At 71.3% G+C, this 26,475-nt stretch carries 18 protein-coding genes and 2 tRNA genes; 14 read left to right on the forward strand and 6 right to left on the reverse strand.

Translation table 11 applies throughout. From position 1 onward, the window contains the following. Positions 1–20: 20 nt before the first annotated feature. From epsC to WFH32_RS01725, 4 genes are all read right to left on the reverse strand, one after another. Positions 21–629, reverse strand: a complete 609-nt coding sequence (epsC, locus tag WFH32_RS01710; RefSeq protein ID WP_191796997.1) for a serine O-acetyltransferase EpsC — start codon at positions 627–629, stop codon at positions 21–23. After that, entirely contained in the window at positions 629–1,564 is a 936-nt protein-coding gene (gene cysK / locus WFH32_RS01715; RefSeq protein WP_191796996.1) for a cysteine synthase A, read from the reverse strand. Before cysK ends, epsC begins: the two co-directional genes overlap by 1 nt. 557 nt (positions 1,565–2,121) lie before the next feature. Continuing rightward, positions 2,122–2,195 (reverse strand) — tRNA-Gly (locus WFH32_RS01720). A gap of 69 nt (positions 2,196–2,264) precedes the next feature. Beyond that, positions 2,265–3,800, reverse strand: a complete 1,536-nt coding sequence (locus WFH32_RS01725) for a hypothetical protein (protein ID WP_336706031.1) — start codon at positions 3,798–3,800, stop codon at positions 2,265–2,267. A gap of 120 nt (positions 3,801–3,920) precedes the next feature. On the opposite strand from WFH32_RS01725, the gene WFH32_RS01730 reads away from it, so the two are divergent. From WFH32_RS01730 to clpX, 10 genes are all read left to right on the forward strand, one after another. Next, positions 3,921–3,994: transfer RNA gene (locus WFH32_RS01730), tRNA-Pro, on the forward strand. Between the two features lie 312 nt (positions 3,995–4,306). Beyond that, positions 4,307–5,785, forward strand: a complete 1,479-nt coding sequence (locus WFH32_RS01735) for an MFS transporter (protein WP_336706032.1) — start codon at positions 4,307–4,309, stop codon at positions 5,783–5,785. A 437-nt stretch (positions 5,786–6,222) separates the two neighbouring features. Beyond that, positions 6,223–7,962, forward strand: a complete 1,740-nt coding sequence (locus WFH32_RS01740) for a glycosyltransferase family 2 protein (RefSeq protein WP_336706033.1) — start codon at positions 6,223–6,225, stop codon at positions 7,960–7,962. Further along, on the forward strand, positions 7,959–8,186 hold the full coding sequence (locus WFH32_RS01745; protein ID WP_336706034.1) for a hypothetical protein: 228 nt from the start codon (positions 7,959–7,961) through the stop codon (positions 8,184–8,186). Before WFH32_RS01740 ends, WFH32_RS01745 begins: the two co-directional genes overlap by 4 nt. Continuing rightward, positions 8,183–10,267, forward strand: coding sequence for an acyltransferase family protein (locus WFH32_RS01750; RefSeq protein ID WP_336706035.1), 2,085 nt, complete (start codon positions 8,183–8,185; stop codon positions 10,265–10,267). The genes WFH32_RS01745 and WFH32_RS01750 overlap by 4 nt, the downstream gene beginning before the upstream one ends. 358 nt (positions 10,268–10,625) lie before the next feature. Beyond that, entirely contained in the window at positions 10,626–12,014 is a 1,389-nt protein-coding gene (gene tig, locus WFH32_RS01755) for a trigger factor (RefSeq protein ID WP_191796992.1), read from the forward strand. 227 nt (positions 12,015–12,241) lie between these two features. Next, positions 12,242–13,540, forward strand: a complete 1,299-nt coding sequence (locus tag WFH32_RS01760) for a hypothetical protein (protein ID WP_336706036.1) — start codon at positions 12,242–12,244, stop codon at positions 13,538–13,540. Between the two features lie 194 nt (positions 13,541–13,734). Beyond that, a complete protein-coding gene (locus WFH32_RS01765) occupies positions 13,735–14,361 on the forward strand; it encodes an ATP-dependent Clp protease proteolytic subunit (RefSeq protein WP_030150966.1) in 627 nt (208 codons plus the stop codon). Between the two features lie 50 nt (positions 14,362–14,411). Continuing rightward, complete coding sequence (locus tag WFH32_RS01770) at positions 14,412–15,128, forward strand: ATP-dependent Clp protease proteolytic subunit (protein ID WP_030150967.1); 717 nt, start codon at positions 14,412–14,414, stop codon at positions 15,126–15,128. 148 nt (positions 15,129–15,276) lie between these two features. After that, entirely contained in the window at positions 15,277–16,548 is a 1,272-nt protein-coding gene (clpX, locus tag WFH32_RS01775) for an ATP-dependent Clp protease ATP-binding subunit ClpX (RefSeq protein WP_138824872.1), read from the forward strand. A gap of 136 nt (positions 16,549–16,684) precedes the next feature. Here clpX and WFH32_RS01780 read toward each other — a convergent pair whose 3' ends face one another. Further along, a complete protein-coding gene (locus tag WFH32_RS01780) occupies positions 16,685–18,505 on the reverse strand; it encodes an AMP-dependent synthetase/ligase (protein ID WP_336706037.1) in 1,821 nt (606 codons plus the stop codon). Positions 18,506–18,614: 109 nt separating this feature from the next. On the opposite strand from WFH32_RS01780, the gene WFH32_RS01785 reads away from it, so the two are divergent. Then, positions 18,615–18,968, forward strand: a complete 354-nt coding sequence (locus tag WFH32_RS01785) for a chorismate mutase (RefSeq protein ID WP_138824868.1) — start codon at positions 18,615–18,617, stop codon at positions 18,966–18,968. 214 nt (positions 18,969–19,182) lie between these two features. Further along, the gene (locus tag WFH32_RS01790) at positions 19,183–20,382 is read left to right on the forward strand and encodes a baeRF2 domain-containing protein (RefSeq protein ID WP_191796989.1); all 1,200 of its coding nucleotides are present in this window, start codon (positions 19,183–19,185) and stop codon (positions 20,380–20,382) included. Positions 20,383–20,469: 87 nt separating this feature from the next. Here the strand turns inward: WFH32_RS01790 and valS are convergent, their stop codons facing one another. Further along, complete coding sequence (gene valS / locus WFH32_RS01795) at positions 20,470–23,205, reverse strand: valine--tRNA ligase (RefSeq protein WP_336706038.1); 2,736 nt, start codon at positions 23,203–23,205, stop codon at positions 20,470–20,472. A 213-nt stretch (positions 23,206–23,418) separates the two neighbouring features. Between valS and WFH32_RS01800 the strand changes: the two genes are divergently transcribed. Next, on the forward strand, positions 23,419–25,347 hold the full coding sequence (locus WFH32_RS01800) for a DUF4914 family protein (RefSeq protein WP_191796987.1): 1,929 nt from the start codon (positions 23,419–23,421) through the stop codon (positions 25,345–25,347). Positions 25,348–25,474: 127 nt separating this feature from the next. Continuing rightward, a complete protein-coding gene (locus WFH32_RS01805) occupies positions 25,475–26,473 on the forward strand; it encodes a TIGR03557 family F420-dependent LLM class oxidoreductase (protein WP_191796986.1) in 999 nt (332 codons plus the stop codon). Positions 26,474–26,475 lie beyond the last annotated feature (2 nt).

Raw genomic sequence — 26,475 nt, forward strand, 5'->3', positions numbered from 1 at the left:
GTCGAACGGCCCTCAGCGGCTCAGATCACGTACTCGATGAGCAACGACGGGTCCTCGACCGGGTCGACCGCCGGCGGTACGGCCGGCTGCGGGACGCGGTTGCGCGCGGGCACCCCCACGGCGACCGATCCGGCCGGCACGTCCTTGACCACCACGGCGTTGGCCCCGACCTGGACGTCGTCCCCGACCCACACCGGTCCGAGGATCTTGGCGCCGGCGCCCACGACGACCCGGTCACCCAACGTCGGGTGCCGCTTGCCGCGCTTCATGGACCGGCCACCCAGGGTCGACCCGTGGAAGAGCAGCACGTCGTCACCCACGACGGCCGTCTCCCCGATGACCACGCCCATGCCGTGGTCGATGAAGAGCCGCCGCCCGATCTTCGCTCCCGGGTGGATCTCCACGCCCGTGGCCGCCCGGGCGATCTGCGCGATCACGCGCGCGGGCAGGCGCAGGGCCGGCTCGCGCCACATGCGGTGCGTGAGCCGGTAGGTCCAGACCGCGTGCAGACCGGGGTAGACGAGCGCGACCTCGAGGCCGTTCCGCGCCGCGGGATCGCGGTGGCGGGCGGCCTCGAGGTCCTCCCTGAGAACTCTCAGGAAGCGTCGCAGGGGACTGGGAGGTCTCATCAGTCCAGCAGGTCGGCGTACAGCACGGAGGTCAGGTAGCGCTCGCCGAACGACGGGATGATCACGACGATGAGCTTGCCGGCGTTCTCGGGGCGCTCCGCGAGGCGCAGCGCCGCGGCGATCGCGGCACCGGACGAGATGCCCACGAGCAGGCCCTCCTCCTTGGCGGCGCGACGCGCGTACTCGACGGCGGTCTCGGCGTTGATGTCGATGACCTCGTCGTACACGGTCGTGTCGAGGATCTCCGGCACGAAGTTCGCGCCGATGCCCTGGATCTTGTGCGGGCCCGGGGCGCCGCCGTTGAGGATCGCGGACTCCTCGGGCTCGACGGCGACGATCTGCACGCCCGGCTTGCGCTCCTTGAGGACCTGACCGACGCCCGTGATGGTGCCGCCCGTCCCGATGCCGGCGACGACGATGTCGACCTCGCCGTCCGTGTCGGCCCAGATCTCCTCGGCCGTCGTGGCGCGGTGGATCGCCGGGTTCGCCTCGTTGGCGAACTGGCGGGCCAGGATGGCGCCCTCGCGCTCGGCCACGATCTCGTCGGCCTTGTTGACGGCCCCCTTCATGCCCTCGGAGCCCGGCGTGAGGATGAGCTCGGCGCCGAACGCGCGCAGCAGGGCGCGGCGCTCCTTCGACATGGTCTCGGGCATCGTCAGGACGACGTCGTAGCCGCGGGCAGCGCCCACCATGGCCAGGGCGATGCCGGTGTTGCCGGAGGTCGCCTCGACGATCGTGCCGCCCGGCTTGAGCTCGCCCGAGGCCTCGGCCGCGTCGATGATCGCGACACCGATGCGGTCCTTGACCGAGTTGGCGGGGTTGTAGAACTCGAGCTTGCCGACGACCGTGGCGCCGAGGCCCTCGGTGAGCTTGTTCAGGCGGACGAGGGGCGTGTTGCCGACGAGCTTCGTGACGTCGTCGTAGATGCGTGCCATGACTTCCTCTTCATCGTTGGTGGCCTGCGGCGGAGAGCCGGGACCGAGGGGGGATCAGCTGGAGCTGTGCAGGGGTGGCACGGGGCTGCGCCGGGCAGACGCGCCACGGGGGCCTGTCGTCGGAGGGAGCGCCGACCGTGGGGAAGGGGGCGCTCTAGCGACAGGGGCGACACGGACAACAGGACAGGGCGCGCGCGGGGATGCTCACCGCGCGGGAGGAGTCGGCGTGACGCGTGGTCATGGTCGCCCTCCTCGTCCTGTGCCGTCGCTCGCAGGCGCCGCCCGCTGCCGTGCCGGCGCGGTGCCCTGCGAAGTCCTGGTGTCTGGCCCGAGGCTATCGGCCCCCGGACCGCGCTGCAATGCTGTCTCATCCCTGTCGTGGTGCGCTGACGTGGAAGAGGGCATGTCGACCCAACGCCGCGAGGCCGACATTCCTTCCCGTCGCGGGGCGGGCGGGGCACGTCCGTCGTCGGGGGCGCTTGCTGGTCGCCAGGGCGGCGGCGAGGGAGAACGACGACGGCGGCCCCGAGGATCTCGGAGCCGCCGTCGTGTCGCGCTGGAGCGGATGACGGGAATCGAACCCGCGTGATCAGTTTGGAAGACTGAGGCTCTACCATTGAGCTACATCCGCGCAGAGGAACGCACGCCGTGGTGGCGAGGTCTGCGGCGCTACCTTAGCAAAGTTCCGGCCCTCCTCGTGTCACCGATCCGGCCGCGGGCAGGGGCAGGTCGCCGCGTCGGGGACGCGCAGACCGGCCGGTACGCGCGCGAGGTAGGCCGTGAGCGGCGCGCTCGCGCCCCACCAGTCGCCGACCGCGACGGGGATGGTCGTCCCGTCGACGCCGACGACCAGGAACCCTTCGGCGGTGTCCTCGACACCCACCAGGTCCTCGTCGGGCACCGCGACGCTCAGCTCCGGTCCGACGACGCCGATCGCGTGCTCGTCGAGCACGAGCCGGACCCTGGACGGGGTCCCGCGGAAGGGCTTCGGACGGAAGGACCGTCCCGTCATCGGCGGTGGCGGCGGGTCTGCCAGGACGAGGCCCATCGAGCGGAGCTCGGCCTCGAGCTTCGGGTCGCTCTCGTCGGGGAGGACGGCGAGCAGGCTCGGGAGGGCGTCGGCGAGCCAGGACCGCACGTCCTCGCCCGAGGTCGCGAGCACCTGGGCGCGCTCCTGGTCGGGCGGGACCACGAGGCGTCCCAGGAGCGTGCGCGCGGCGTCCTCGTGCGCGCGCGCCGCGATCCAGCCGGGGTGGTCGAGCAGCGCCAGCGCCCTGTGCCGCCCTCGCTCGAGGATGCCGTCGGGCAGGCCCTCGGCCGCGATCCTGCGCAGGAGGCGGACGACCGTGAGGGCGGCGGCCGCGGCGTCGTCCTCGACGGCGTCACACACGAAGGTGACCTGGTTCAGGTCGTGGTCGAGGTCCTGCGTGTCCACCTCGGCCAGGTAGGCGAGCTGTTCCTCGGTGCGCACGCGCTCGTACAGCAGGACGTCGAGGACGTTGACCGCGACCGTGTGGCGCGGGTCGGCACGCGAACCGAGCACCGAGATGCTGACCGGTGCACCGGGCCGGCGCACGAAGCCGGGGGTCACGAGAGGCAGCAGGGTGAGCGCGCCCCTGTCGGGGAGTGTCGTCGTGGCCGCGGGGAGGGCTCCGAGGTCGACGCTCTCGGGGGCGTCCCCGACGACCACGAGCATCGCGTTCTCGCGCACGAGGTGGCGTCGTGCGTGGTCGACGACTTCGGCCGTCGTGAGGAAGCAGCGGCCGGGCGGGTCGACCGCGCCCAGGGCCTCACCGCGCACGCCGAGCCGCTCGCGGATCGCGGACAGGGACGGGTGGGGGCTCCACGACCTCATCTCGTGGTCGATCACCCGCTTCTCGGCGAGGACCTCCTCGTCCGTGAGCGTGCCGAGCCCCGCGATCGCGGCGACGACGCGTTCCAGGAACTCCCTGACCACGCCCGGTGTGCCGTGCGCCTCGAACGACAGGTGGTGCGGTGCGGTGGTCGCGTTGGCCTCGATGTCCAGCGCCCCGAGGCGGCGCATGACGAGGTGCTCGAGGAGATGGACGATGCCGCCCCGCGCGAACGACTCGTCGAGCCGCCCGGTGCCGAAGACGAGATATCCCGACGTCGTGCTGGGCGCGGGCACGCGAATCTCGGGGACGGCCACAGGTGCGGTCCCCGGTGCGGCCCCGGGTCCGGCGAGGTCGGCACGAGGCGGTGTGGCGGAGCTCATCGGTGGACCCGTCGACGTCGGAACAGTGGCGCATTTCTACCACGTCGACCCCGTACACTTGCCGAGTGCCCGTCGCCCTCGGCGGTCCTCAGGGACCTTCCAGGCGCTGGACGGCACGTTCGGGGTGTGGCGCAGGTTGGTAGCGCGTCCGCTTTGGGAGCGGAAGGTCGCAGGTTCAAATCCTGTCACCCCGACGAGCACGAAGGCCCTCGGCCCTGCCTCTGCGCAGGACCGGGGGCCTTCGTCGTCCCCGGGACGGCGTCCGCGCCTGGCCGCCGGACGAGCAGGATCGATCAGGATCGGACTGATAGCCTTCCCGGTATGGACTGGGGCTTGGGACTGGGCGCGCGCTGCCGCGACCGCAGACCACGCGGCCTCGTCTGGATCACGAGAGTGTGAACCGGCTCGCCCACGCGAGCACGAGCTCCCCATTCACCCTGTAGCCGCACCCGGCTGACCACGTCGTCGGAGTGCCGCTCGCGCGTCTCGTGAAGGTCCCTACACCCATGTCCGCTCGTACCGGCGCAGGCTCCGCCGCGCCCGCTTCGAGGTTCTGGGCGCCGGTCGCCGTCATCGGCTCCGCCCAGTTCCTCGTCATCATGAACAACGCGATCATCAATGTCGCGCTCCCCAGTCTCGTCTCCGACCTCGGTATCGGTCCCTCCGACCAGTCCTGGGTCGTCACCGTCTATCTCCTCGCCTTCGGAGCACTTCTGCTCCTGGGAGGACGCGTCGGTGACGCGCTCGGTCACCGCAACGTCTTCGTGGCCGGGCTGGCCGTGACAGCTCTCGCTGCGATCGGTTCCGGGCTCGCCACCTCCGGTTCGGCCTACCTCCTCTGGCGGGCGGCGCAGGGTGCCGCCGCAGCCTTCGTCTCTCCGTCCGCGGTTGCCTTGCTGTCGACTGCCTTCGTCGATCCTGTGTCGCGTGCGAAGGCGTTCGGCGTCTACGGCGCGGTCACCGGGGCGGGAGGCGGGGCCGGCCTGCTTCTCGGCGGGCTGCTCACCGACGCCTGGTCGTGGCGGTGGGCCATGTTCGCCTCCGCTCCGATCGCCGTCGTCGCGATCGGCGGGGCGTTCCTCGCTCTTCCCGCTTCCTCTACGGCACGTCGGCGCTCGACAGGCCCGATTCGCCCGTTGGCCGCTCTGCTCGTCGTCCTCGCCGTCGGCGCGCTGCTCGTCACGATCACTCGCGCTGGGACCGGGGCGAGCGCGTGGAGCACCCTGGCGTCACTTGCGGTCGCCGGGGCGAGCGCGGGAGGCTTCCTCCTCGCTGAGCGCCGCACGGAGCACCCGCTCGTCCCGCCCGGAGTTCTCGCCTCGCGTGACCGCCTGCTCGGCCTCCTCACGGTGGGCACCGGTGCGCTCGGGCTCACCGGAGTCTTCGTCGTGCTCAGTCAGCAGATGCAGCAGGAGGGCGGGATGACGCCGATGGAGGCCGCACTTGCCGTGCTTCCCTACCCCGTCGGGATGGTGTTCTCGACCCAGCTCGCTCCCCGGCTCATCGCCCGGTTCGGAGCGCGACGAGTAGCCGTCGCGGGGCTGCTCGCCTCGGCTGTGGGGATCGTCCCGCTCGCCTCGGCGGGCGGAGCCCCGTATGCAGTGCTCACCCTTCCGTCGCTGCTCTTCGTGAGCGCCACGATCGGACCGGCTTTCGTCTCGGGCACCCAGCTCGCCATGAGTGGGATCGGCGAGGAGGAGGCTGGTGTCGCCGGTTCGCTCCTGAACTCGGCCTCCGAGATCGGTGGGGCGGTCGGGGTCGCTGTGATGAGCGCGGTCGGGGTCGCGGTCGCGATGACGCGTGACGGTGGGGGGCCCGCCTACGCGGCCGAGATGTACGCGGCGGCTGCGCTGCTCGTCGTGGGGTCGGTCATGGGCGCGGTCGTGTGTCGCCGCCGGGCCCCCGACGGCGCTGTGGCCTGTCGGGCGGCCGGGCGTCGCGTGTCGGAGGTCCACGAACCCGCAGCCGCCACCCACGCCGAGTGAGGGCTGGTCGTCGACACGTCGGAGACCGCCGTCGAACTCCTGCGCGCCGCCCAATCGTCCGGTCCGGCCCCCGGCCCTGCCGCTGCGCAGGGCCGGGGGCCTTCGTCGTCCCCGGGGTGCGCCGTCGCGCGGGGGAGGGGGCGGCGCGCCATGCGTGTCCTGGGACCGTCATGGGCGTCACGAGATGCCGACCGGTTGGCTCTGATCGCGCCTGCAACCGCTGCTGTGCGCTACAGCAATCTGACAAACCACCCCAATTCGTCTTATGGGGTGAGACGCCGTGATGGTTTTGGTCGTTTTGTCGGGAACGCCTGGGTGTAAATCGTTAGCGTTCCTCCCATATCGGTCTCCCGGACCGGTTGCCGCCGAGTCAGCGTCGCCGCGGCGAGCCATCCCACGCCCTCGGGCGTCACTTGGTATCGAAGCGGAGAACACCTGTGACACTGCTGCACGGCACGAGACCCACCCCGCACCAGGCCGGTCGACCACCGGCCACCCACGACCGGTCGGGTCGCCCGCTCCACGAGGGTGCGCCCTCCCCGGAACCCGACCACCTCCCCGCACCGCCGACGCGCCCACCGACGGGTGCCCACCCCCTGCTGCCCTCGCCGCCCGCCGACGAGGACGTCTACCAGGACCTCGCCCGGGCCCAGCGCTGGGTCCAGCCGGTCGGTGTCGCGGCGACCCTGCCGATCCTCGTCGCGGTCTGCGTGTTCGCCGCGCGCTCGCCGTGGCTCTGGTGGCTCTACCTCACTGTCGCGCTGACCCTCGTGAGCATCACGCTGTGGCTCCTGACCGGCACCGCGAGGGGACGCGTCACGCGCGCCTCGCACGAGCGGACGATCACCTCCTGGGCGCCCGAGGCGCACCCCGCCGTCGACGTGTACCTGCCCGTGTGCGGGGAGGACGTCGAGGTGCTCGACAACACCTTCCGCCACGTCGCCCGGCTCGACTGGCCAGGCGTGGTCGAGGTCTGGGTGCTCGACGACGGTGCCGACCCGCGCGTCGCGGACCTGGCCGAGCGGCACGGGTTCCGCTACCGGGTGCGCCCCGACCGGGGGCACCTCAAGAAGGCCGGGAACCTGCGGTCGGCCTATGCGGTGACCGAGGGGGACGTGATCGCGATCTTCGACGCCGACTTCTGCCCCCGGCCGGACTTCCTGCACCACCTCGTGCCCTACCTGGACGACCCGACGGTCGGCATCGTCCAGAGCCCGCAGGACTTCGACACCGACGAGCGCATGGGCTGGCTGCAGCGCACGGCCGGGGCGACGCAGGAGATCTTCTACCGCTGGGTCCAGCCGTCGCGCGACCGCTACGGGGCCACCGTCTGCTGCGGCACCAACGCGCTGTACCGGCGGTCGGCGCTCGACACGATCGGAGGATTCCCCGAGATCGACCACAGCGAGGACATGTACACCGGGATCGGGCTGCTGCGTACGGGCTTCGTCACGCGCTTCGTCCCGGTGCGGCTGGCGCGCGGACTGTGCCCTGACGAGCTCGGACCGTTCCTGACCCAGCAGTACCGCTGGGCCAACGGCTCGGTCGCGCTCGTCGCGGACGGCCCGAAGGCCAGGTCGGGCCTCGACCGGCGTCAGCGTCTCGCGGTGTGGGCAGGGTTCGTCTACTACTCCGAGACGGCGCTGTTCGCCCTCAACCTGTACGTCCCGTCCGTCGTCATGTGCTTCTGGTACCCCGAACAGGTCAGCCCGACGAGCCTCCTCGTGTTCCTGCCGAGCCTGTGGGTGCTCCTGGTCCTGTACCCGGTCGTCCATCGCACACGGTGGCGCCCCGAGGTCCTGCGGGTACAGCTCGCACAGAGCTTCAGCCATCTCGTCGTGCTGGGGCACGCGGTGGTCGGCCACCATGCGGGATGGGTCCCGACGGGCGGCAAGGGGTCGTCGAGCGCCCTCGCGCGGACCATCGCGCGCGTCATGGTGGCGACCCTCGTCGTCGGGACGGTCGCGTGGACCGTGGGGATCTCCCGCGGCGTCGCGGCGTACGGGGTCGACAGGTACTGGGCCATGATCCTGCTCGCCGGGTTCTACGCCTACGTCTCGGTGCCGCTCGTCGTGGCGGGGCTCCAGGTCCTGGCGCCCCGCCGGACCACCGTCGTCCCGACGGGCACGGGGCCGACCGGCGTCGTCGTGACCGCTGCACGGGCGGTGCGGGCATGAGCGCGCCGGGAGGCCCGGTCGGCCCCGCCGACCCGGTCGGCCTGGCCGGGACGCCGGACGTCACGGTTCGCGACACGGACCGTGACGCGGTCGACGCAGGCCCGACCACGTCCCGACCGCACAGCTCCCTGCAGTGGCCCGCGGTCGTCGCCCTCACGGCGGCCCTGGCCTTCGCCGGGCTCGTCGCCGCAGGGGTGTTCGACCCGATGATCGAGGCGCTGTGAGCAGCGGCACCGGGCGGGGACGGCCCGGCTTCCGAGGGGACGTCGAGGGGCTGCGCGCGCTGGCCGTCGTGCTCGTCCTGCTCTTCCACGCGCAGGTCCCGGGCGTGCCCGGCGGGTACGTGGGGGTCGACGTCTTCTTCGCGATCTCGGGATTCCTCATCACGGGGATCCTGCTGCGGCAGCTGGCATCGGCCGGACGGATCGCCCTGCCCGCGTTCTTCGCGGGCAGGGCGCGCCGCATCCTGCCCGCGGCGTCCGTCGTCCTGGTGGGCACGGCGCTCGCGGCCTGGCTCGTGCTGCCTCCGCTGCGGGCGCGCGACACCATGATCGACGTCGTCGCGAGCGCCCTCCAGGTCGCGAACCTGCGCTTCATCGCGCAGGAGACGGACTACATGGCGGCCTCGGCGGCGCCGAGCCCCGTGCTGCACTACTGGTCGCTCGCGGTCGAGGAGCAGTTCTACCTCGTGGTGCCGCTCCTGCTCGCGCTCGTCGGAGTCGTCGCGGCGCGGGTGCGCAGGAGCCCTCTGCCGGCGGCGGTCGCGGTCCTGGCGGTCGGCACGGTCGCCTCGTTCGTCGTCTCGCTCGTGCTGACGTCGAGCGACCCGGCTCTCGCGTACATGTCGCCTCTGACGCGGGCGTGGCAGTTCGGGCTGGGCGGTCTCCTGGCGGCCGCCGTGCTGCGCAGGCCCGACGGCGCCACGTCCCCCCCTCGGGGCGGTGTCACCGGGGGGCTGGGTCACCCCGCCCTGCGGCGCGTCGCGTGGACCCTGGCCGGGTGGGCCGGGCTCGGCGCCGTCGTGTGGTCGGCCGTGGTCCACGACGAGTCGACCCCCTTCCCGGGGACGGCGGCGCTCTGGCCGACGCTCGGGACGGTCGCGCTCCTCGCGGTCCCGGCCACGGTCCGGACGGCGCGGGGGAGCGTGGGTCACCTGCTCGCGCTGTCGCCCGTCCGGGCCGTCGGGCGGTTGTCCTTCGCCTGGTACCTCGTCCACTGGCCCGTGCTCGTCCTGGCCGACGCGGTCTGGGGGCCGCTCACCTGGCCCCAGCGCGTCGTGCTGACGCTCGGCGCGGGCGGGGTGGCCTGGCTCGTCCTCCAAGGGGTCGAGTCGCCGCTGCGGCGCTCGCCGGCCGTCGCGCTGCGACCGTCGGCGAGCTACTCGGTGGGGTTCACGGGCGTCGTCCTCGCCCTCGTCGCGAGCCTGGGTGCGGGCTCGGCCGTGTACGCCGGGCTGGAGGGGGACGAGGTCGGGTCCGCGCAGGTCCGGCTCGACACGATCTTCGACCCGGCCGCGCTCGCGCGGACGGGTGGGCCGGTGACCCCGGGGCTGACACGGGCCGCGCTCGACGCCCCGCCCGCGGAGACCCCGTGCCTGGGGGCGCTGGGCCTGAGCGAGACGACCTGGCCCGCCGAGTGCGTCGTCGGGCCGGAGGGCGGGCGCGAGGTCGTGCTCTTCGGCGACTCGAAGGCCTTCCAGTGGAGCGGGGCCCTGCGCGACGTCGCGCTCGCCCAGGGGTGGCACCTGTCGATCGTGACCAAGGGAGGGTGTACGCCGGCCGACCTGCCGCAGGCCCTGCTCGAGGAGTCGCAGCACTGCGAGGCGTGGCGCGACGCGCAGATCGAGAAGATCGCGGCGCGGGCCGACGTCGTGATCGTGGGGTCGAGCGCGGCGTACTTCGAGAGCGAGGAGGCAGCCGACCGGCGGGAGGCCGCCTGGGGGAGCACGCTCGGACGGTTCGCCGCCGCGGGGGTGCCCGTGGTCTACCTGCGCGACACGCCCACCCCGGGCGTCGACGTCCCGAGCTGCGTCTCCGGAGCGCTCGACGACTGGGACGCATGCTCGTTCCCCAGGGCGCAGGCGCTTCCGGCTGACCCGTTGGTCGTCGACGTCGTGCTCGGTGACGTGCTCGGCGTCGAGGTCGTCGACGTCTCGGGGGTCGTGTGCGCGCAGGAGCGGTGCCCCGCCGTCCTCGGCGGTCTCCTCCTCTACCGTGACGGCAGCCACCTGACGGCCACGGCCGTCGAGGCGCTGCGTCCCGAGCTCGAGCGGCGGCTCGTCGAGACGAGCGCGCTCGGCGGCTGAGGCCGACGGACGAGGCGTCGGGTCCGGGCCGGGGCACGACTCGGCGCGGCCCCGACACCTCGCCCGGGCAGGTGCCGGGCCGTGGTCCTGCTCGTGCCGGGCAGGTGCCGGGCGGGTGCCGACCCTCGGCGCGCCGGCGCCCACGAGGTGTGGCGTACCATGGACGGGTTGTCCGTGCGCCCTTTCCGGTGGAGGCCCTTTGAGGCTGCCGCCGCACCGCTCGAGGCGACGCGATCGACCAGGCGCCAGCGTCTGCCACCGATCGATGAACGTTCGAACAGGTCCCGCTGCAACCGGCGGGACATGCACGCACCCCGTTGCCGCACGTCGGCTCCCCGATCAGTTGGAGATCATCGAAGTGAAGAGCGCCGTCGAGACCCTGGACCCCACCAAGGTCAAGTTGACCGTCGAGGTGGAGTACGACGAGCTCAAGCCGAGCATCGACCACGCCTACAAGCACATCGCGGAGCAGGTGAACGTCCCCGGCTTCCGCAAGGGCAAGATCCCCGCGCGCATCATCGACCAGCGCGTCGGTCGTGCTGCCGTGCTCGAGCACGCCATCAACGACGGCCTGTCCGGCTTCTACCGCCAGGCCGTCAACGAGACGGGCATCCGCCCGCTCGGCCAGCCCGACGTCGAGGTGACCGAGGTCCCGCTCGACGCCGAGGGTGCGCTGCACTTCACGGCCACGGTCGAGGTCCGCCCGGAGATCGAGATCCCCGCGCTCGACTCGGTCACGCTCACCGTCGAGGCCGCTGAGGTCTCCGCCGACGACATCGCCGAGCGTCTCGACGCGCTGCGCGAGCGCTTCGGCACGCTGGTCGGCGTCGACCGCCCGGCCGCCGAGGGCGACTTCGTCGTCATCGACCTGAAGGCCGTCATCGGCGACGAGGAGATCGACTCGGTCTCCGGCATCAGCTACCAGATCGGCTCGGGCAACATGCTCGAGGGCCTCGACGAGGCGCTCACCGGTCTGTCGGCCGGCGAGACCACGACCTTCAAGGCGCCGCTCGCCGGTGGCGACCACGAGGGCAAGGAGTCCGAGGTCACCGTCACGGCCACCTCGGTCAAGCAGCGCGACCTGCCCGAGGCCGACGACGAGTTCGCCGAGCTCGCGTCCGAGTTCGACACGATCGAGGAGCTCAAGGCGGACCTGCGCGAGCAGGTCGCGAGCATCAAGACCTCGAACCAGGCTGTCGCGGCTCGTGACGCCCTCGTCGAGCACCTCCTCGAGAACACCGAGATCCCCGTTCCCCAGGGCGCCGTCGAGGCCGAGGTGCACCGTCACCTCGAGTCCGAGGGACGCCTCGAGGACGAGGCGCACCGTGCCGAGGTCGAGGTCGACGCGGCCAAGGCGCTCAAGAACCAGATCCTCCTCGACACGCTCGCGGAGCAGCTGAAGATCAAGGTCGCCCAGAACGAGCTCCTGGACTACCTCGTCAACGCCTCGCGCCAGTACGGGATGGACCCGAACCAGTTCATCCAGTCGCTCGACCAGGGCGGTCAGATCCCTGCCATGGTCGGCGAGGTCGCCCGGTCGAAGTCTCTCGCCGTGGCCCTGCGCCAGGTCGAGGTCAAGGACTCCGAGGGCAACGTCGTGGACCTGAGCGAGTTCATCGGCTCGGACGAGGAGGACGCGGCTGCTGACGCCGCGGCCGCCGCCGCCGGCGAGGACGTCACCGACATCACGGACGAAGAGGGCATCGAGGTCGTCTCCGAGGACGAGGCAGCCGCCGACAAGGCCTGATCCTCCTCACGACACCTGGGGCTCCCTGAGCCCCCGCCCGGCCTCGGCCCCCACCTCCCTCACGGAGGTGGGGGCCGACGTCGTCCCGGTGCAGGGCGGGGCGGACCGTCTTCCCAGGCCCGGCCCCGAGAGAGTAGATTGCCGCGATCGACGCAGCGCGGGGGCTTCCGAGCGGGCCCGATCCGTCACCAGTCCCACGGCTCCGGCCGCTACCAGGGGAGCCCGCCATGCCTCGTCGTCGACCGTCCTTCGCGCTCTGCTTCGCCGCCGTCCGCGTCCCGCTCGGCGGGGACGCGGCCCAGGTCGCGGGCGCGTTCGCCGACGTGCTGCGCACGGCAGGAGTCGTCGGCGCGACGATCGCCGGCCGTCACGTGGGCGTCGACGGCTGGGTGGTCGCGAAGCTGCTCGCCGCGCCACAGGGTGACGACCTCCGACCCGTGGTGGTCCGCCGGGGGCAGGTCGGCGAGCCGCCGGCCGCGGGCGACGACGAGGAGGTCCTGCTGTCCGACCCCGAGACCGGATGGACGCTCGTGCTCGCCGCCGGGACCGGGGAGCTGCACCGAGCGCTCGACGCCGCGTTTGGCGACGCCAGGCTGGGGACCTCGCTCTCGTTCGACGAAGGGGCGTTCCCGGGCGACGACGGGATGCTCTCCGTCGGGTTCGAGTACCGGGACCTGGTCGTGGCGGACTTCCCACCGCACGAGTCGGCCATGCTCGCGCACACCGCGAAGGTCCCGGTGCGCTTCGTGACGGTGCCGGCGACCGCGACGACCCGCGCGGCGGCGATCGTCACCGGGCTCGAGTCGACGCAGGACGTGTCCCAGGTCGCGACCTGGCCGGCGAAGGGACCCGTGCTCCACCTGTGGGTCAACGGAGGGTGGTCCGGCTTCCTCGTCGTGGCCGGCAAGACCATGGTGGGGCACGAGTTCGGACCCGGGTGGGACGTCGTGGACCCGACCAGGGCGGACGGGAGCATCGACGACGAGTCGATCGCGGACGTCGTCCTCGACCAGATCATGGTCGAGCCGAGCGACCCCCAGGAGGTCGCACGCGCCCTCGGGCTCGACGACGACCGGGCCGCGGCCCTGCGTGAGCTCCTCTCCGAGCGGGACCCCGCCGACGCGCTGGACAGGCTCGCCGCGATCCTGGCCCTCCCGGTCGAGGTGCTGCCCGCCCTGCGGGGTCAGGTGCGGCTCGACGCGCTGCCCGGTGCGGTCGTGGAGCACCCCCGGTCGTTCCTCCGGTCGGCCATGGCGGACAGCGCGACCGGGGCGGACGATCCCGTGGCGCGACGGCTCACCGCCGGGCTGGACCTCGACGATGCCCGGCGTCGCAAGCCGTGGTGGTTCCTCACGTGGCAGATCCTGGCGATCCCGATCATCGGTGGGGTCTCCGTCGCCATGTTCACGTACTTCGACAGCCCCGTACGGGGGTGGTTCTTCGCGGCGCTGTGCGTCCTCAACGCCGCGTGGGCGTTCTGGCCACGCAACCCCGGAGGGGCGCCACGCGGCACCCAGGACGCGTGATCGGCGGGCGGTGAGCGACGCCGTCGGGCATCGGGGGCGCCCTTCCTGCGCCGACAGCGAAAACCCCGGATATCGGGACGGTTTCCGCTCCCCGCCCGCGTTAGGGTCACAGCAACGGTGAGTCCGTCCAGACGGAGGAGCCGACCAGCCGCGACGTTCGAGCGTCGCGAGCGACTGAGGGATCGACGAAGGAGATGGACGTGAGCGATCAGTTTCCGGTGGCACGAGCCGAGGGGCCGGGACTCGGCCTGAACGACTCCATCTACAACCGGCTGCTCAAGGAGCGCATCATCTGGTTGGGCTCGGAGGTGCGCGACGAGAACGCGAACGCCATCTGCGCCCAGATGATGCTGCTCGCCGCGGAGGACCCCGACAAGGACATCTGGCTCTACATCAACTCGCCGGGCGGGTCGATCACGGCCGGCATGGCGATCTACGACACCATGCAGTACATCCAGCCGGACGTCGCGACCATCGCGATGGGCATGGCCGCCTCGATGGGGCAGTTCCTGCTCTCCTCGGGCACCAAGGGCAAGCGCTACGCGACGCCCCACGCCCGCGTCATGATGCACCAGCCCTCGGGCGGCATCGGCGGCACGGCGACCGACGTGCGCATCAACGCGCAGCTCATCATGCACATGAAGAAGGTGCTCTCCGAGCTCACGGCCGAGCAGACCGGCCAGCCGCTCGAGAAGATCCTCAAGGACAACGACCGTGACAGCTGGTTCACGGCGCCCGAAGCCCTCGAGTACGGCTTCATCGACCACGTCGTGACGAACGCTTCGTCGGTGACGGGTGGCGGCGGCACGGCGAGCAGCTGAGCTCACCGACGCCCCGGCCCCCCACCCACGATCCCACCCGAGGAGACACCTTGAGCTACGCAAGCCAGGAATCCCAGTACATCTCGACCGCTCAGCGCCTCGCGGGCGCGGGCGCCGGCGGCGGCATCGCCCTCCCGCACGGCGCACCGTCCTCGCGCTACGTGCTCCCGCAGTTCGAGGAGCGCACGGCCTACGGCTTCAAGCGCCAGGACCCGTACACCAAGCTGTTCGAGGACCGCATCATCTTCCTGGGGGTCCAGGTCGACGACGCGTCCGCGGACGACGTCATGGCGCAGCTCCTCGTCCTGGAGAGCCAGGACCCGGACCGCGACATCATCCTGTACATCAACTCGCCCGGCGGCTCGTTCACGGCCATGACGGCGCTGTACGACACCATGCAGTACATCAAGCCGCAGATCCAGACCGTGTGCCTCGGGCAGGCGGCCTCCGCCGCGGCCGTGCTGCTCGCGGCCGGCCAGCCCGGCAAGCGTCTCGCGCTGCCCAACGCCCGCGTGCTGATCCACCAGCCCGCGATGGAGGGCGGCGGCTACGCGCAGGCCTCGGACATCGAGATCCACGCGAACGAGCTCATCCGCATGCGCGAGTGGCTCGAGGACACCCTGGCCATGCACTCGGGCCGCGACGTCGCGCAGGTCCGTGAGGACATCGAGCGTGACAAGATCCTCACGGCGAAGCAGGCGCAGGAGTACGGTCTGGTCGACCAGGTCCTGGAGAGCCGCAAGCCGGTCATCCAGAACAAGCCCTGATCTCGACATTTCCCCCCGACCCACCGGGGTGCCCGGCTGACAACGGGCCCCCGGTGGTGTGCAATGGTGGTAGGTCGGCGCGTGTCGTCCCAGATCGCGGGGGCCTCAGTCCCGGCGCAGCAGCAAGACCGAGGCTAGGAGGCTCGTAGTGGCTCGGATCGGAGATGGTGCAGACCTGCTGAAGTGTTCCTTCTGCGGCAAGTCCCAGAAGCAGGTCAAGAAGCTCATCGCGGGCCCCGGCGTGTACATCTGCGACGAGTGCATCGAGCTCTGCAACGAGATCATCGAGGAAGAGCTGTCGGAAGCGGCCGAGCTCGGGCTCGTCGAGCTCCCCAAGCCGCGGGAGATCTTCGACTTCCTCGAGCAGTACATCATCGGGCAGGACGCCGCGAAGCGGGCGCTGGCAGTGGCGGTCTACAACCACTACAAGCGGATCCAGGCCGGGGAGCACGCACGCCCCTCGGACGACTCCCAGGTGGAGATCGCCAAGTCGAACATCCTGCTGATCGGCCCCACGGGCACCGGCAAGACGTACCTGGCGCAGACGCTCGCGAAGATGCTCAACGTGCCGTTCGCGATCGCGGACGCCACGGCTCTCACGGAGGCGGGGTACGTCGGCGAGGACGTCGAGAACATCCTCCTCAAGCTCATCCAGGCCGCCGACTACGACGTCAAGAAGGCCGAGACGGGCATCATCTACATCGACGAGGTCGACAAGGTGGCCCGCAAGTCGGAGAACCCCTCGATCACGCGTGACGTGTCCGGTGAGGGCGTGCAGCAGGCCCTGCTGAAGATCATCGAGGGCACCACGGCCTCGGTGCCCCCGCAGGGCGGCCGCAAGCACCCGCACCAGGAGTTCATCCAGATCGACACGACGAACGTCCTGTTCATCGTGGCCGGGGCGTTCGCCGGGCTCGACGAGATCGTCGCCACCCGTTCGCGCAAGCGCGGGGTGGGCTTCGGGGCTCCCATGGACTCGCACGAGGAGGCGGACCTCTTCGCCGAGGTGCGTCCCGAGGACCTGCAGAAGTACGGGCTGATCCCCGAGTTCATCGGGCGTCTGCCCATCATCACGTCGGTCGCGAAGCTCGACCAGGAGGCGCTCGTGCGCATCCTCACCGAGCCGCGCAACGCGCTGGTCAAGCAGTACCAGCGGATGTTCCAGATCGACGGTGTGGAGCTCGAGTTCGAGGACGACGCGATCAGCGCGATCGCCGACCAGGCGCTGCTGCGTGGCACGGGTGCCCGCGGGCTCCGCGCCATCATGGAGGAGGTCCTCCAGCAGGCCATGTTCGACGTCCCCAGCAGGGACGACGTCGAGCGTGTGGTCATCACGCGTGAGGCCGTGCTCGACAACGTCAACCCGACCCTCGTCCCGCGGTCCGCGATCAAGCGGGCGCCGCGCGAGAAGAGCGCGTAGGGAGCACGCACGACGAAGGGCCCCGGAACCTCGGTTCCGGGGCCCTTCGTCGTCTGTCTGCCGTGCAGTGCGCGAGGGCGGTGCCGTGCGGCGCGGGGCCGTGCTGCGCGCGCGGCGCCGCGCAGCGGCCCGAACGTCAGGCGTCCGCGTTCGCGGGTGCGCCGTAGAGGTCGTCGATCGTCGTCGTGAAGTCACGGAGCACGAGGTTGCGCTTGACCTTGAGAGACGGCGTGAGATAGCCGTTCTGCTCGGTGAAGTCGGTCGTGAGCACCTGGATCTTGCGGATGGACTCGGCCCGGGAGACTGCCTCGTTGGCGCGCGTGACGGCGCGGTCGAGGGCCGCGAGCACGGTCGGGTTCGTCGCGGCCGTCGCGACGTCCATGGCAGGCAGGCCGTGCGTCGTGAGCCAGCCGGGGAGCATCTCGTGGTCGATCGTGACCAGGGCGCCGATGAAAGGACGCTGGTCACCGACGACGACGACCTGGCTCACGAGCGGGTGGGCGCGCAGGCGGTCCTCGAGCTGGGCGGGAGCGACGTTCTTGCCCCCCGCCGTCACGATGATCTCCTTCTTGCGCCCCGTGATCCGCAGGTAGCCGTCCTCGTCGAGCGAGGCGAGGTCGCCCGTGCGGAACCAGCCGTCCTGGAGGACCTCGGCGGTCAGCTCGGGCTGGTTGTGGTAGCCCCGGAAGACGTGGTCGCCCTTGACGAAGAGCTCGCCCTCGGCGTCGACCTTGAGCGCGGTCCCGGGGAACGCAGGGCCGACGGTGCCGATCTTGAGGCGGCTGGGCAGGTTCACGGCCGACGGGGCCGTGGTCTCGGTCAGGCCGTAGCCCTCGAGGATCGTGAGCCCGACACCGCGGAAGAAGTGGCCCAGGCGTTCACCGAGCGGCGCCCCGCCCGAGATCGAGTGGGTCAGGTCGCCGCCCAGGGCCGTACGCATCGAGCCGAACACGAGCCGGTCCGCGAGGGCGTGCTGCGCCCTGAGGACGATCGAGGGACCCGAGGCCGAGTCGAGCGCGCGCGAGTAGGTGATGGCGACCTTGGCCGACCAGTGGAAGATGCGCCGCTTGGCGCCCGCGCCCGCCTTCTGCTCGGCGGCGTTGTAGACCTTCTCGAACACACGGGGGACCGCGAGGAGGAACGTCGGCTTGAACGAGCCCAGGTCCGGCACGAGCTTCTTGATGTCGGAGCTGTGCGCGAGGACCGCGGTGGGCGACGCGATGCACACGACCTGGACGAACCGTGCGAAGACGTGCGCGAGGGGCAGGAAGAGCAGCGTGCGTGCGTCGGGCGTCGCGACGATCTCGGCCAGACCCGCCACGCCGTTGCGGGTCAGGTGCACGAAGTTGAGGTGCGTGAGCTCGACGCCCTTGGGACGCCCGGTCGCTCCCGACGTGTAGATGATCGTCGCGAGGTCGTCGCGCCCGGTGGCGGCGCGGCGTGCGGCGACCTCGTCCCGCGTCACCGTGGAGCCGCCGGCGCGCAGGTCGTCGACCGCGCCGTCGTCGATCACCAGGACCTCCCGCAGGAGCGGGAGCCGCTCGCGGACGGTCTCGACGATCGCCGCGTGCGCGGGCGTCTCGACGACGGCGACGCTCACGCCCGAGTCCGACAGGATCCACTCGACCTGGTCGGCCGAGGAGGTCTCGTAGACGGGGATGGGCACGCCGCCGGCGGCCCAGACCGCGAAGTCGAGCAACGTCCACTCGTAGCGGGTGCGCGACATGATCGCGATGCGGTCGCCGGCCTGCACGCCGCGCGCGAGCAGCCCGCGGGCCACGTCGACCACGTCGTCGTCGAAGGCGCGGGCGCTCACGGAGTGCCAGGGGCCGCCCGGGGTGAGGCGTCGCTCGATCACCGCGTCGTCCCCGGAGCGCTCGACGCGGTCGGTGAGAAGCGTGCTGATGCTGCTGGTGGTCGGTACCTCGACGAGGCTCGGCGACGCGAATTCGGTCATGTCAACTCTCCGCTGAGTGGTGGGGCAAGGACCGATTTTACTGTGTACCGGGCGTCCCACGTTCCGTCGGCCGCCTCGCCGGCACCCCGCGCGAGCCTAGGATCGACGGATGACCGAGCCTCCCGCCCCCACGACACCGTCGCACCCTGTCCCCGCCGAGATCCTCAGGCTGCGCGAGAGCATCGACAACATCGACGCCGCCCTCATGCACCTGCTCGCCGAACGCTTCAAGTTCACGCGCCGGGTGGGCGAGCTCAAGGCGCAGGGTGGCCTCCCGCCCGCGGACCCGGCACGGGACCAGCAGCAGATCGCCCGCCTGACCAGCATCGCAGAGTCCTCGGGCCTCGACCCGGCGTTCGCCGAGCAGTTCCGCGAGTTCATCGTGAGCGAGGTCATCCGGCACCACCAGCGGATCGCCCGCGAGCACCAGGACGAGGCCCCCGTGCTGGACACCTACTCCTGAAGGGTCCCGTCGCGGGGCGACGACGGGCTACCGCGGCGTATCCCCTGAGAGCCCGGGGCAGGTTCGCCGTGAGCCTGCCGTGAGCCTGCCGTGAGCCACGCCGGGGCGGCCGTCCCCGGTGGCGTTCGTCGGCCACGTGCCGCAGGCTGGGGAGGACATCGGGGCGGTCGGCCTCCGACCGTCCCTCCGACGATGGATGTCTAGAGGTGCCTGCATGAAGATCGACTGGCTCAAGCCCCTGCTCGGCCACCCCGGCCCGTTCGCGACCGTCTACCTCGACGCGACACGTGGCGACGAGGCCACCGCACGCGAGGTCGAGAACCGGTGGAAGGGAGTGCGCCGGGCGCTCGCCGCAGCGGGAGCCCCGGCGAGCATCATCGACGAGCTCGAGGAGTCCGTCACCCTCCCCACGAGGATGCCCGGCCCGCACGGCCGAGTGCTCATCGCCGACGAGGAAGGCGTACTCGTCGACCGGGTCCTGAAGGACCCTCCCGCTGTCACCAAGGGACTCTGGGGGCCCGTCCCCGCCCTGCTCCAGGCTGCGCGCGCGGCCGACGAGTCCGTGGACTACGTCCGGGTCGTCGTCGACCGTCAGGGTGCGGACCTCACGTGGTCCGTCGCCGGGGGGCACCTGCCGTACGGCGACGCCGAGTCCGTCGAGGGCGGGCACGACGTCATCAACAAGGTCCGCACGGGCGGCCTGTCGCACAAGCGGATCGAGGCGCGTGCCGAGGACTCCTGGGAGCGCAACGCCGAGGCGGTCGCGGCCGAGCTCGACCGGCAGGTCCTCGAGCACCGACCCGAGCTCATCCTCGTCACGGGCGACGTGCGCGCCGTGCCGCTCGTGCGGGCCGCGCTGACCAAGGCCACGGACGAGCTCGTGGTCGAGGTCGCGGGCGGCGGACGCGGCGCCGGGATCAACGAGGCGGCCTTCGAGGCGAAGGTCGCCGACGCGCTCGAGAGCTTCCGCGAGCGCCGCCGCGAGGCCGTGCTCGCCGAGTTCCGGCAGGAGCAGGGCCGAGAGGCGGCCGCCGTGACGTCCCTCGAGGACGTGGTCGCGGTGCTCTCGCGAGGACAGGTCAAGGAGCTGATCCTCGCGGACGAGTACGGCCAGGACACCGAGCTCGACGGGCGCACCCTGTGGGTCGGGCCGAGCCCGCTGCACATCGGGTCCTCGCGCTCCGACATCACCGACCTGGGCGTGAGCGAGGGGATCGAGGAGCTGCCCGCGACCGTGGCCCTCGTCCGGGCCGCGATCGGCCAGGACGCGGGGCTCACGTTCTCGCCCGACGGCAGCGTCGAGCTCATCGAGGGGGTCGGCGCCACCCTCCGGTGGAACGACGACGGGACGCCCAACGAGGTCGCCGCGACCATGTCGGGGGACGACGTGAGGTTGCGGGGCGAGATGGTCTGATCCCCTCGGACGCCGCGCTGGATCGCCAGCACGACGCAGGGCCCCGACCGCACGTGCGGTCGGGGCCCTGCGTCGTCCGGGGGAGCGTCAGCCGCGGTTGCGGACCTCGGGCTCGCCGAGCTCGGAGTGCACGACGACGATGCCGCCCTGGACGGCGGGGTCGCCCTGGCCGTCGGTCGCCTCGACCAGGTCGAGCGGGCCGGTCACGCGGCCCGCGCCACGGACGTCTTCCGCCGCAGCGCGCACGCCCTCGATCGACGTGGCGGGGACGGCCAGCGTCACCGCGAGGATCGGGGTGCGCATCGACACCTTGGCCTCGGACTTGACCTTGCGCAGCGCGGCCAGCGCGTGACCCGCGGCGGTCAGGACCGCAGGGTCGGCGTCGCCGGCGCCCGTGCGCAGACCGGCCGACGTGGGCCACGGTGCGCGGTGCACCGAACCCGTGCGCCACCACGACCACACCTCTTCGGTCGCGAACGGCAGGTACGGCGCGAACAGCCGCAGCATCGTGTCGAGAGCCAGGGCGAGCGCGACGCGAGCCGACTGCGTCGCGGACGTGACGTCGTCGGGTCCGGCGCCAGCGCCGTAGGCGCGGTCCTTGACGAGCTCCAGGTAGTCGTCGCAGAACGCCCAGAAGAAGGTCTCCGAGAGCTCCAGGGCGCGCGTGTGGTCGTAGGTCTCGAGCGCCTCGGTCGCGCGGTCCACGACGTCGGCGAGGCCCGCGAGCATCGCGCGGTCGATCGTCTCGGTCACCAGAGCCGGGTCGAGCGTGATCTCGCTGCCGCCGAACGACAGCGCGAACTTGGACGCGTTGAGGACCTTGATCGCGAGGCGGCGGCCGATCTTCATCTGGCCGACCTCGAACGCCGCGTCGGTGCCCAGGCGCGCCGAGGCCGCCCAGTAGCGGACCGCGTCGGAGCCGTGCTCCTCGAGCAGGCCCATGGGCGTGACGACGTTGCCCTTGGACTTGGACATCTTCTTGCGGTCGGGGTCCAGGATCCAGCCCGAGATCGCGGCGTTGGTCCAGGGGAGCGACCCGTGCTCGAGGTGCGAGCGGACCACCGTGGAGAAGAGCCAGGTGCGGATGATGTCCTGGCCCTGGGGGCGCAGGTCCATGGGGAAGACGCGCTCGAACAGGTCCGGGTCGGACTCCCAGCCGCCCGCGATCTGCGGGGTGAGCGACGAGGTGGCCCACGTGTCCATGACGTCGGGCTCGCCCACGAAGCCGCCCGGGACGCCGCGCTGGTCGGCCGTGTAGCCCGCAGGGACGTCGGAGGACGGGTCGATCGGCAGGAGCGCCTCGTCGGGGACGATCGGGTGCTCGTAGTCGGTCTCGCCCGACTCCAGGACGGGGTACCACAGCGGGATCGCGACGCCGAAGAAGCGCTGGCGCGAGACGAGCCAGTCGCCGTTGAGGCCCCCGACCCAGTTCTCGTAGCGCACCTGCATGAACTCGGGGTGGAAGTCGAGCTCCTTGCCGCGCGCGAGCAGCTCCTCGCGCAGCGCCACGTCCCGACCGCCGTTGCGGATGTACCACTGGCGCGAGGTCACGATCTCGAGGGGCTTGTCGCCCTTCTCGAAGAAGTTCGCCTTGCGCTGGGTCGCGACGGGCTCGCCGTCCAGGTCGCCGGCCTCGCGGAGCGCGTCGACGACGGCCGAGCGCGCCGAGAACGTCGTCTTGCCCGCGATCTCCTCGAACAGCGCGACCGACCGCTCGGACGTGAGCCACGCGGGGGTCTCGCGCGTGATGCGCCCGTCACGGTTGATGATCGAGCGCGTCGGGAGCTGGAGCTCGCGCCACCACTGGACGTCGGTCAGGTCGCCGAAGGTGCAGCACATCGCGATGCCCGCGCCCTTGTCCATCTGCGCGGCGGGGTGCGCCAGGACGGGCACCTCGACGTCGAACAGGGGAGAGGTGACCGTGGTGCCGAACAGGCCCTGGTAGCGCTCGTCGTCGGGGTGCGCGATGAGGGCCACGCACGCTGCGAGCAGCTCGGGGCGTGTCGTCTCGATGTAGACCTTCTCGCCACCGGGTGCGTGGAACGCGACCTTGTGGAAGTGGCCGGGGTAGTCGCGCGCCTCGAGCTCGGCCTGCGCGACTGCCGTCTGGAACGTGACGTCCCACAGGCCCGGGGCCTCGGACTGGTAGGCCTCGCCGCGCGAGAGGTTCCGCAGGAACGCCTTCTGCGCGACGATGCGGGCCGGGACGCCGATGGTCTGGTAGTGGTGCGACCAGTCGACCGACAGGCCCAGGCGGCGCCACAGCTCCTCGAACTGGACCTCGTCCTCTGCCGTCAGCCGCTCGCACAGCTCGACGAAGTTGCGGCGCGAGACGGGCTGCTGGTCCGCGGCCTTGACGCTCTTGCCTTCTGCGCCCTGGAGCGGCGGCTCGTAGCCCTCGACGTACGGCAGCGACGGGTCGCAGCGCACGCCGTAGTAGTTCTGCACACGGCGCTCGGTCGGCAGGCCGTTGTCGTCCCACCCCATGGGGTAGAAGACCTCGCGGCCGCGCATGCGCTGGAAGCGTGCGACGACGTCGGTGTGCGTGTAGGAGAACACGTGACCCACGTGCAGCGAGCCCGAGACCGTGGGCGGCGGGGTGTCGATCGAGTAGACCTGCTCGCGCGTCCTGGTGCGGTCGAACGAGTAGGTGCCCTGCTCGGTCCAGGCGGCGTCGAACTTGGTCTCGAGGCCGTCGAGGCTCACCTTGTCCGGTACCTCGCCGACCACGGCGCGGACTACCTCGGTGCCCTCGGTGGGGGCGGGTGCGGCGGTGGTCTGGGTGGCGGGTGCGGGCGTGGTGCCCTCGGCGGGTGAGCTCATGGACGACATTCTCCCAGAATCTCGGAGGCCCCTGCGAAACGGCCGGTCCCCGGACGGAGCCGGGGTACCCGAGTTTTCCCGAATGAAACAAAGGTCAAAGGTCCCTGGTTGACATGGTCATCGGCTCGTAACCTTCAAGCAAAGGCGGGGGCGTACGTGGACGCGCCCCATCATCTCGACGCCTTTCGTTCGAGGTCCGACCCAGGAGTTGCAATGACAGTGATCGACAGCGTGGCCGTGCACGGAACCGGAAGCATCCCCGCCGGCATGGTCCTTCCCCCCGCTGTCCAGGCCGCCCTGGATGCTTGTGCGAACGTCATCGTCCCGTCCTCCCGCGAGGAGCTCTACCGGCTCGCGCTCGGCCCCGAGGGCGGGCCCCGGTTCACCGTCGAGTACGACGTGCTCGGCACGCCGGTGCCCGAGGCCGAGGTGGTGCGGTGCAAGAACGGCATCGCCGTGAACTACCCCGAGGACTACATGCGTCGCCGTGACCCCGACTGCATGCGCATCGCCGACGACCTGCCCACCGACAAGCCGCGCTACCGGGACGTGTTCGGGGCCGAGTTCGCCGACGTCAAGGCCGAGACGCTCGACTGGCTCGCGGGGCAGGACCTCGTCGTCGTGCCCTTCAAGGCAGGCGGCCTCACGCACGGCTACCCCTCGCTCGCGATCTGCCCCGTCAACTCCGCGTTCTTCGCGCTGACGCTCGTGGACCTGCAGGGCTGGGTCACGTTCGACGAGATCGGCCCGTTCGAGCCGCGCTCGATCCTCTACGTCGCCCCGCCGTTCCGGCACACCCACTTCGAGGGCCGCCAGGTCGTGGTCCACGACCGCACCGACACGCTGCACGAGGTCTTCGCGTACAACCTCTACCCGGGTCCCAGCGCCAAGAAGGGCGTCTTCTCCGTCCTCCTCGACGTCGGGGAGCAGGAGGGCTGGGTCACCGCGCACGCGTCGTCGGTCCGCGTCACGACCCCGTACGAGAACGAGACGGTCATCATGCACGAGGGCGCCTCGGGCGGGGGCAAGTCCGAGATGTGCCAGGAGATCCGTCGCCAGGAGGACGGGCGCATCCTGCTCGGCACCAACGTCGTGACCGACGAGCCCTACGTCATCAACCTCGGCGAGACGAGCGCCCTGGACCCCGTGACCGACGACATGACCCTGTGCCACGTCGACCTTCAGACGGGCGACGGGCGCCTCGTGGTCGCCGACGCCGAGGACGGCTGGTTCGTGCGCGTCGACAACCTCACCGGCTACGGCCAGGACACGCACCTCGAACGGGCCTGCATCCACCCCGACCAACCGCTCGTCTTCTTCAACATCGACGGCGTCCCCGACGCGACCGTGCTGCCCTGGGAGCACACGCTCGACTCGACGGGCAAGCGCTGCCCCAACCCCCGCGTGGTCGTGCCCCGCCACCTCCTGACCGACGTCACAGGCGCCGAGGAGGTCGACGTGCGGACCTTCGGCGCCCGGATGCCGGCCTGCACCCGCGACAACCCGACCTACGGGATCATGGGCATGATGCACATCGTGCCGCCGTCGCTCGCGTGGATCTGGCGGCTCATCGCCCCGCGCGGGGACAAGAACCCCTCGATCGGCGAGTCCAAGACCGCGACCGACAAGCTGGCCCACGGCGGCATGGTCGCCGAGGGCGTCGGGTCGTACTGGCCCTTCTCGACCGGCACCAAGGTCGCGGCGGCGAACCTCCTGCTGCGCCAGCTCGTCGACATGGACCGCACGCGCTACGTGCTCACGCCCAACCAGCACATCGGCGCCTACAAGGTCGACTTCGCGGCCGAGTGGCTCACCCGCGAGTACCTCGCCCGTCGCGGCGGCGGCAAGCTGCGGGCCGAGGAGCTGACCCCCTCGCGCTGCGCGTTGTTCGGCTACACCCTCCAGGAGATGAAGATCGACGGGCAGCTCGTCCGCCCGACCTTCCTCAAGCCCGAGATGCAGTCCCAGGTGGGCGTCGAGGCGTACGACGCGGGCGCGAGGATCATCACCGACTTCTTCAAGAGCGAGCTCCAGCAGTTCCTCACCGACGACCTGGACCCGCTGGGACGCCAGATCATCGAGGTCTGCCTGCGCGACGGCTCGGTCGAGGAGTACGCGGCGCTGACCCCGCTGTTCACGTGACCGGCCCCCGCTGAGCGGTCCACGTCGAGCAGCACGGCCGTCCGGTCCACGGGACCGGGCGGCCGTCCGTCGGCCCCTGCTGCGCGACCGCGGAGTGGGTGGCGGGCACGCGTACTAAGGTCGGTCCATGGACTTGACGATCGGCTACGCCGCCATGCTCGAGCAGTTCCACCCGACCGAGGTCATCGCCCTCTCCGAGTACGCCGAGAGCAAGGGCTTCTCGGGTGTCATGGCCGCAGACCACTTCCAGCCGTGGGTCCCCGCGCAGGGGCACTCGGCGTTCGTGTGGAACGTCCTGTCGGCCCTCGGCGAGCGCACGCGCGGCGACCTGGGACCGGGCGTCACGGCACCCACGTTCCGCTGGCACCCCGCGATGGTCGCGCAGGCCTCGGCGACGCTCGCCGCGATGTACCCGGGACGGCACTGGCTCGGCCTGGGCTCGGGCGAGGCCCTCAACGAGCACGTCACGGCGCAGTACTGGCCCGAGGCCCCCGAACGCATCAACCGCATGTTCGAGGCCATCGACATCATCAAGAAGCTCTTCGCCGCGTCGCTCGCGGGCAAGGACACCAAGCACGCGGGGCAGTTCTACAAGCACGAGTCCACGCGACTGTGGACCATGCCCGAGGTGGCGCCCGAGATCCTCGTCGCCACGGCCGGCCCGGTCACCGCGAAGCGCGCAGGCAAGCACGCCGACGGACTCATCACCGTGGGTGCGCCGCTCGAGAAGATCTCGATGCTGTTCGGCAAGTTCGACGACGGCGTCCGCGAGTCCGGCCGCGACCCGCAGACCATGCCCAAGGTCCTCCAGCTCCACATGTCGTGGGCCGAGACCGACGAGGAGGCGCTGACGAACGCCATGACGGAGTGGCCCAACGGCGGCATGAAGTTCCCCAAGGCCGACATCCGCTCGCCCTTCGACTTCGAGCAGATGGCCAAGCTCGTGCGCCCCGAGGACTTCGAGGGACGCCTCGTCATCTCGTCCGACCCCGACGTGCACCGCGCCTACATCCAGAAGTTCGTCGACCTGGGCTTCGACCGCATCTACCTGCACAACGTGGGCCGCAACCAGCGCGAGTGGATCGACACGTTCTCGCGCGACGTCCTGCCGAAGCTCGTCCGGTGACG

The organism is Oerskovia sp. USHLN155 (assembly GCF_037145535.1).
GTDB classification, from domain to species: domain Bacteria; phylum Actinomycetota; class Actinomycetes; order Actinomycetales; family Cellulomonadaceae; genus Oerskovia; species Oerskovia rustica.

Bases quoted from the DNA above. Each gene is read 5' to 3' on its own strand.
- WFH32_RS01805 (WP_191796986.1), top strand. From the start codon at position 25,475: ATGGACTTGACGATCGGCTACGCCGCCATGCTCGAGCAGTTCCACCCG.
- WFH32_RS01735 (WP_336706032.1), top strand. From the start codon at position 4,307: ATGTCCGCTCGTACCGGCGCAGGCTCCGCCGCGCCCGCTTCGAGGTTC.
- WFH32_RS01790 (WP_191796989.1), top strand. From the start codon at position 19,183: ATGAAGATCGACTGGCTCAAGCCCCTGCTCGGCCACCCCGGCCCGTTC.
- WFH32_RS01760 (WP_336706036.1), top strand. From the start codon at position 12,242: ATGCCTCGTCGTCGACCGTCCTTCGCGCTCTGCTTCGCCGCCGTCCGC.
- WFH32_RS01785 (WP_138824868.1), top strand. From the start codon at position 18,615: ATGACCGAGCCTCCCGCCCCCACGACACCGTCGCACCCTGTCCCCGCC.
- WFH32_RS01745 (WP_336706034.1), top strand. From the start codon at position 7,959: ATGAGCGCGCCGGGAGGCCCGGTCGGCCCCGCCGACCCGGTCGGCCTG.
- WFH32_RS01800 (WP_191796987.1), top strand. From the start codon at position 23,419: ATGACAGTGATCGACAGCGTGGCCGTGCACGGAACCGGAAGCATCCCC.
- WFH32_RS01725 (WP_336706031.1), bottom strand. From the start codon at position 3,800: ATGAGCTCCGCCACACCGCCTCGTGCCGACCTCGCCGGACCCGGGGCC.
- cysK (WP_191796996.1), bottom strand. From the start codon at position 1,564: ATGGCACGCATCTACGACGACGTCACGAAGCTCGTCGGCAACACGCCC.
- epsC (WP_191796997.1), bottom strand. From the start codon at position 629: ATGAGACCTCCCAGTCCCCTGCGACGCTTCCTGAGAGTTCTCAGGGAG.
- WFH32_RS01765 (WP_030150966.1), top strand. From the start codon at position 13,735: ATGGACGTGAGCGATCAGTTTCCGGTGGCACGAGCCGAGGGGCCGGGA.
- valS (WP_336706038.1), bottom strand. From the start codon at position 23,205: ATGAGCTCACCCGCCGAGGGCACCACGCCCGCACCCGCCACCCAGACC.
- WFH32_RS01780 (WP_336706037.1), bottom strand. From the start codon at position 18,505: ATGACCGAATTCGCGTCGCCGAGCCTCGTCGAGGTACCGACCACCAGC.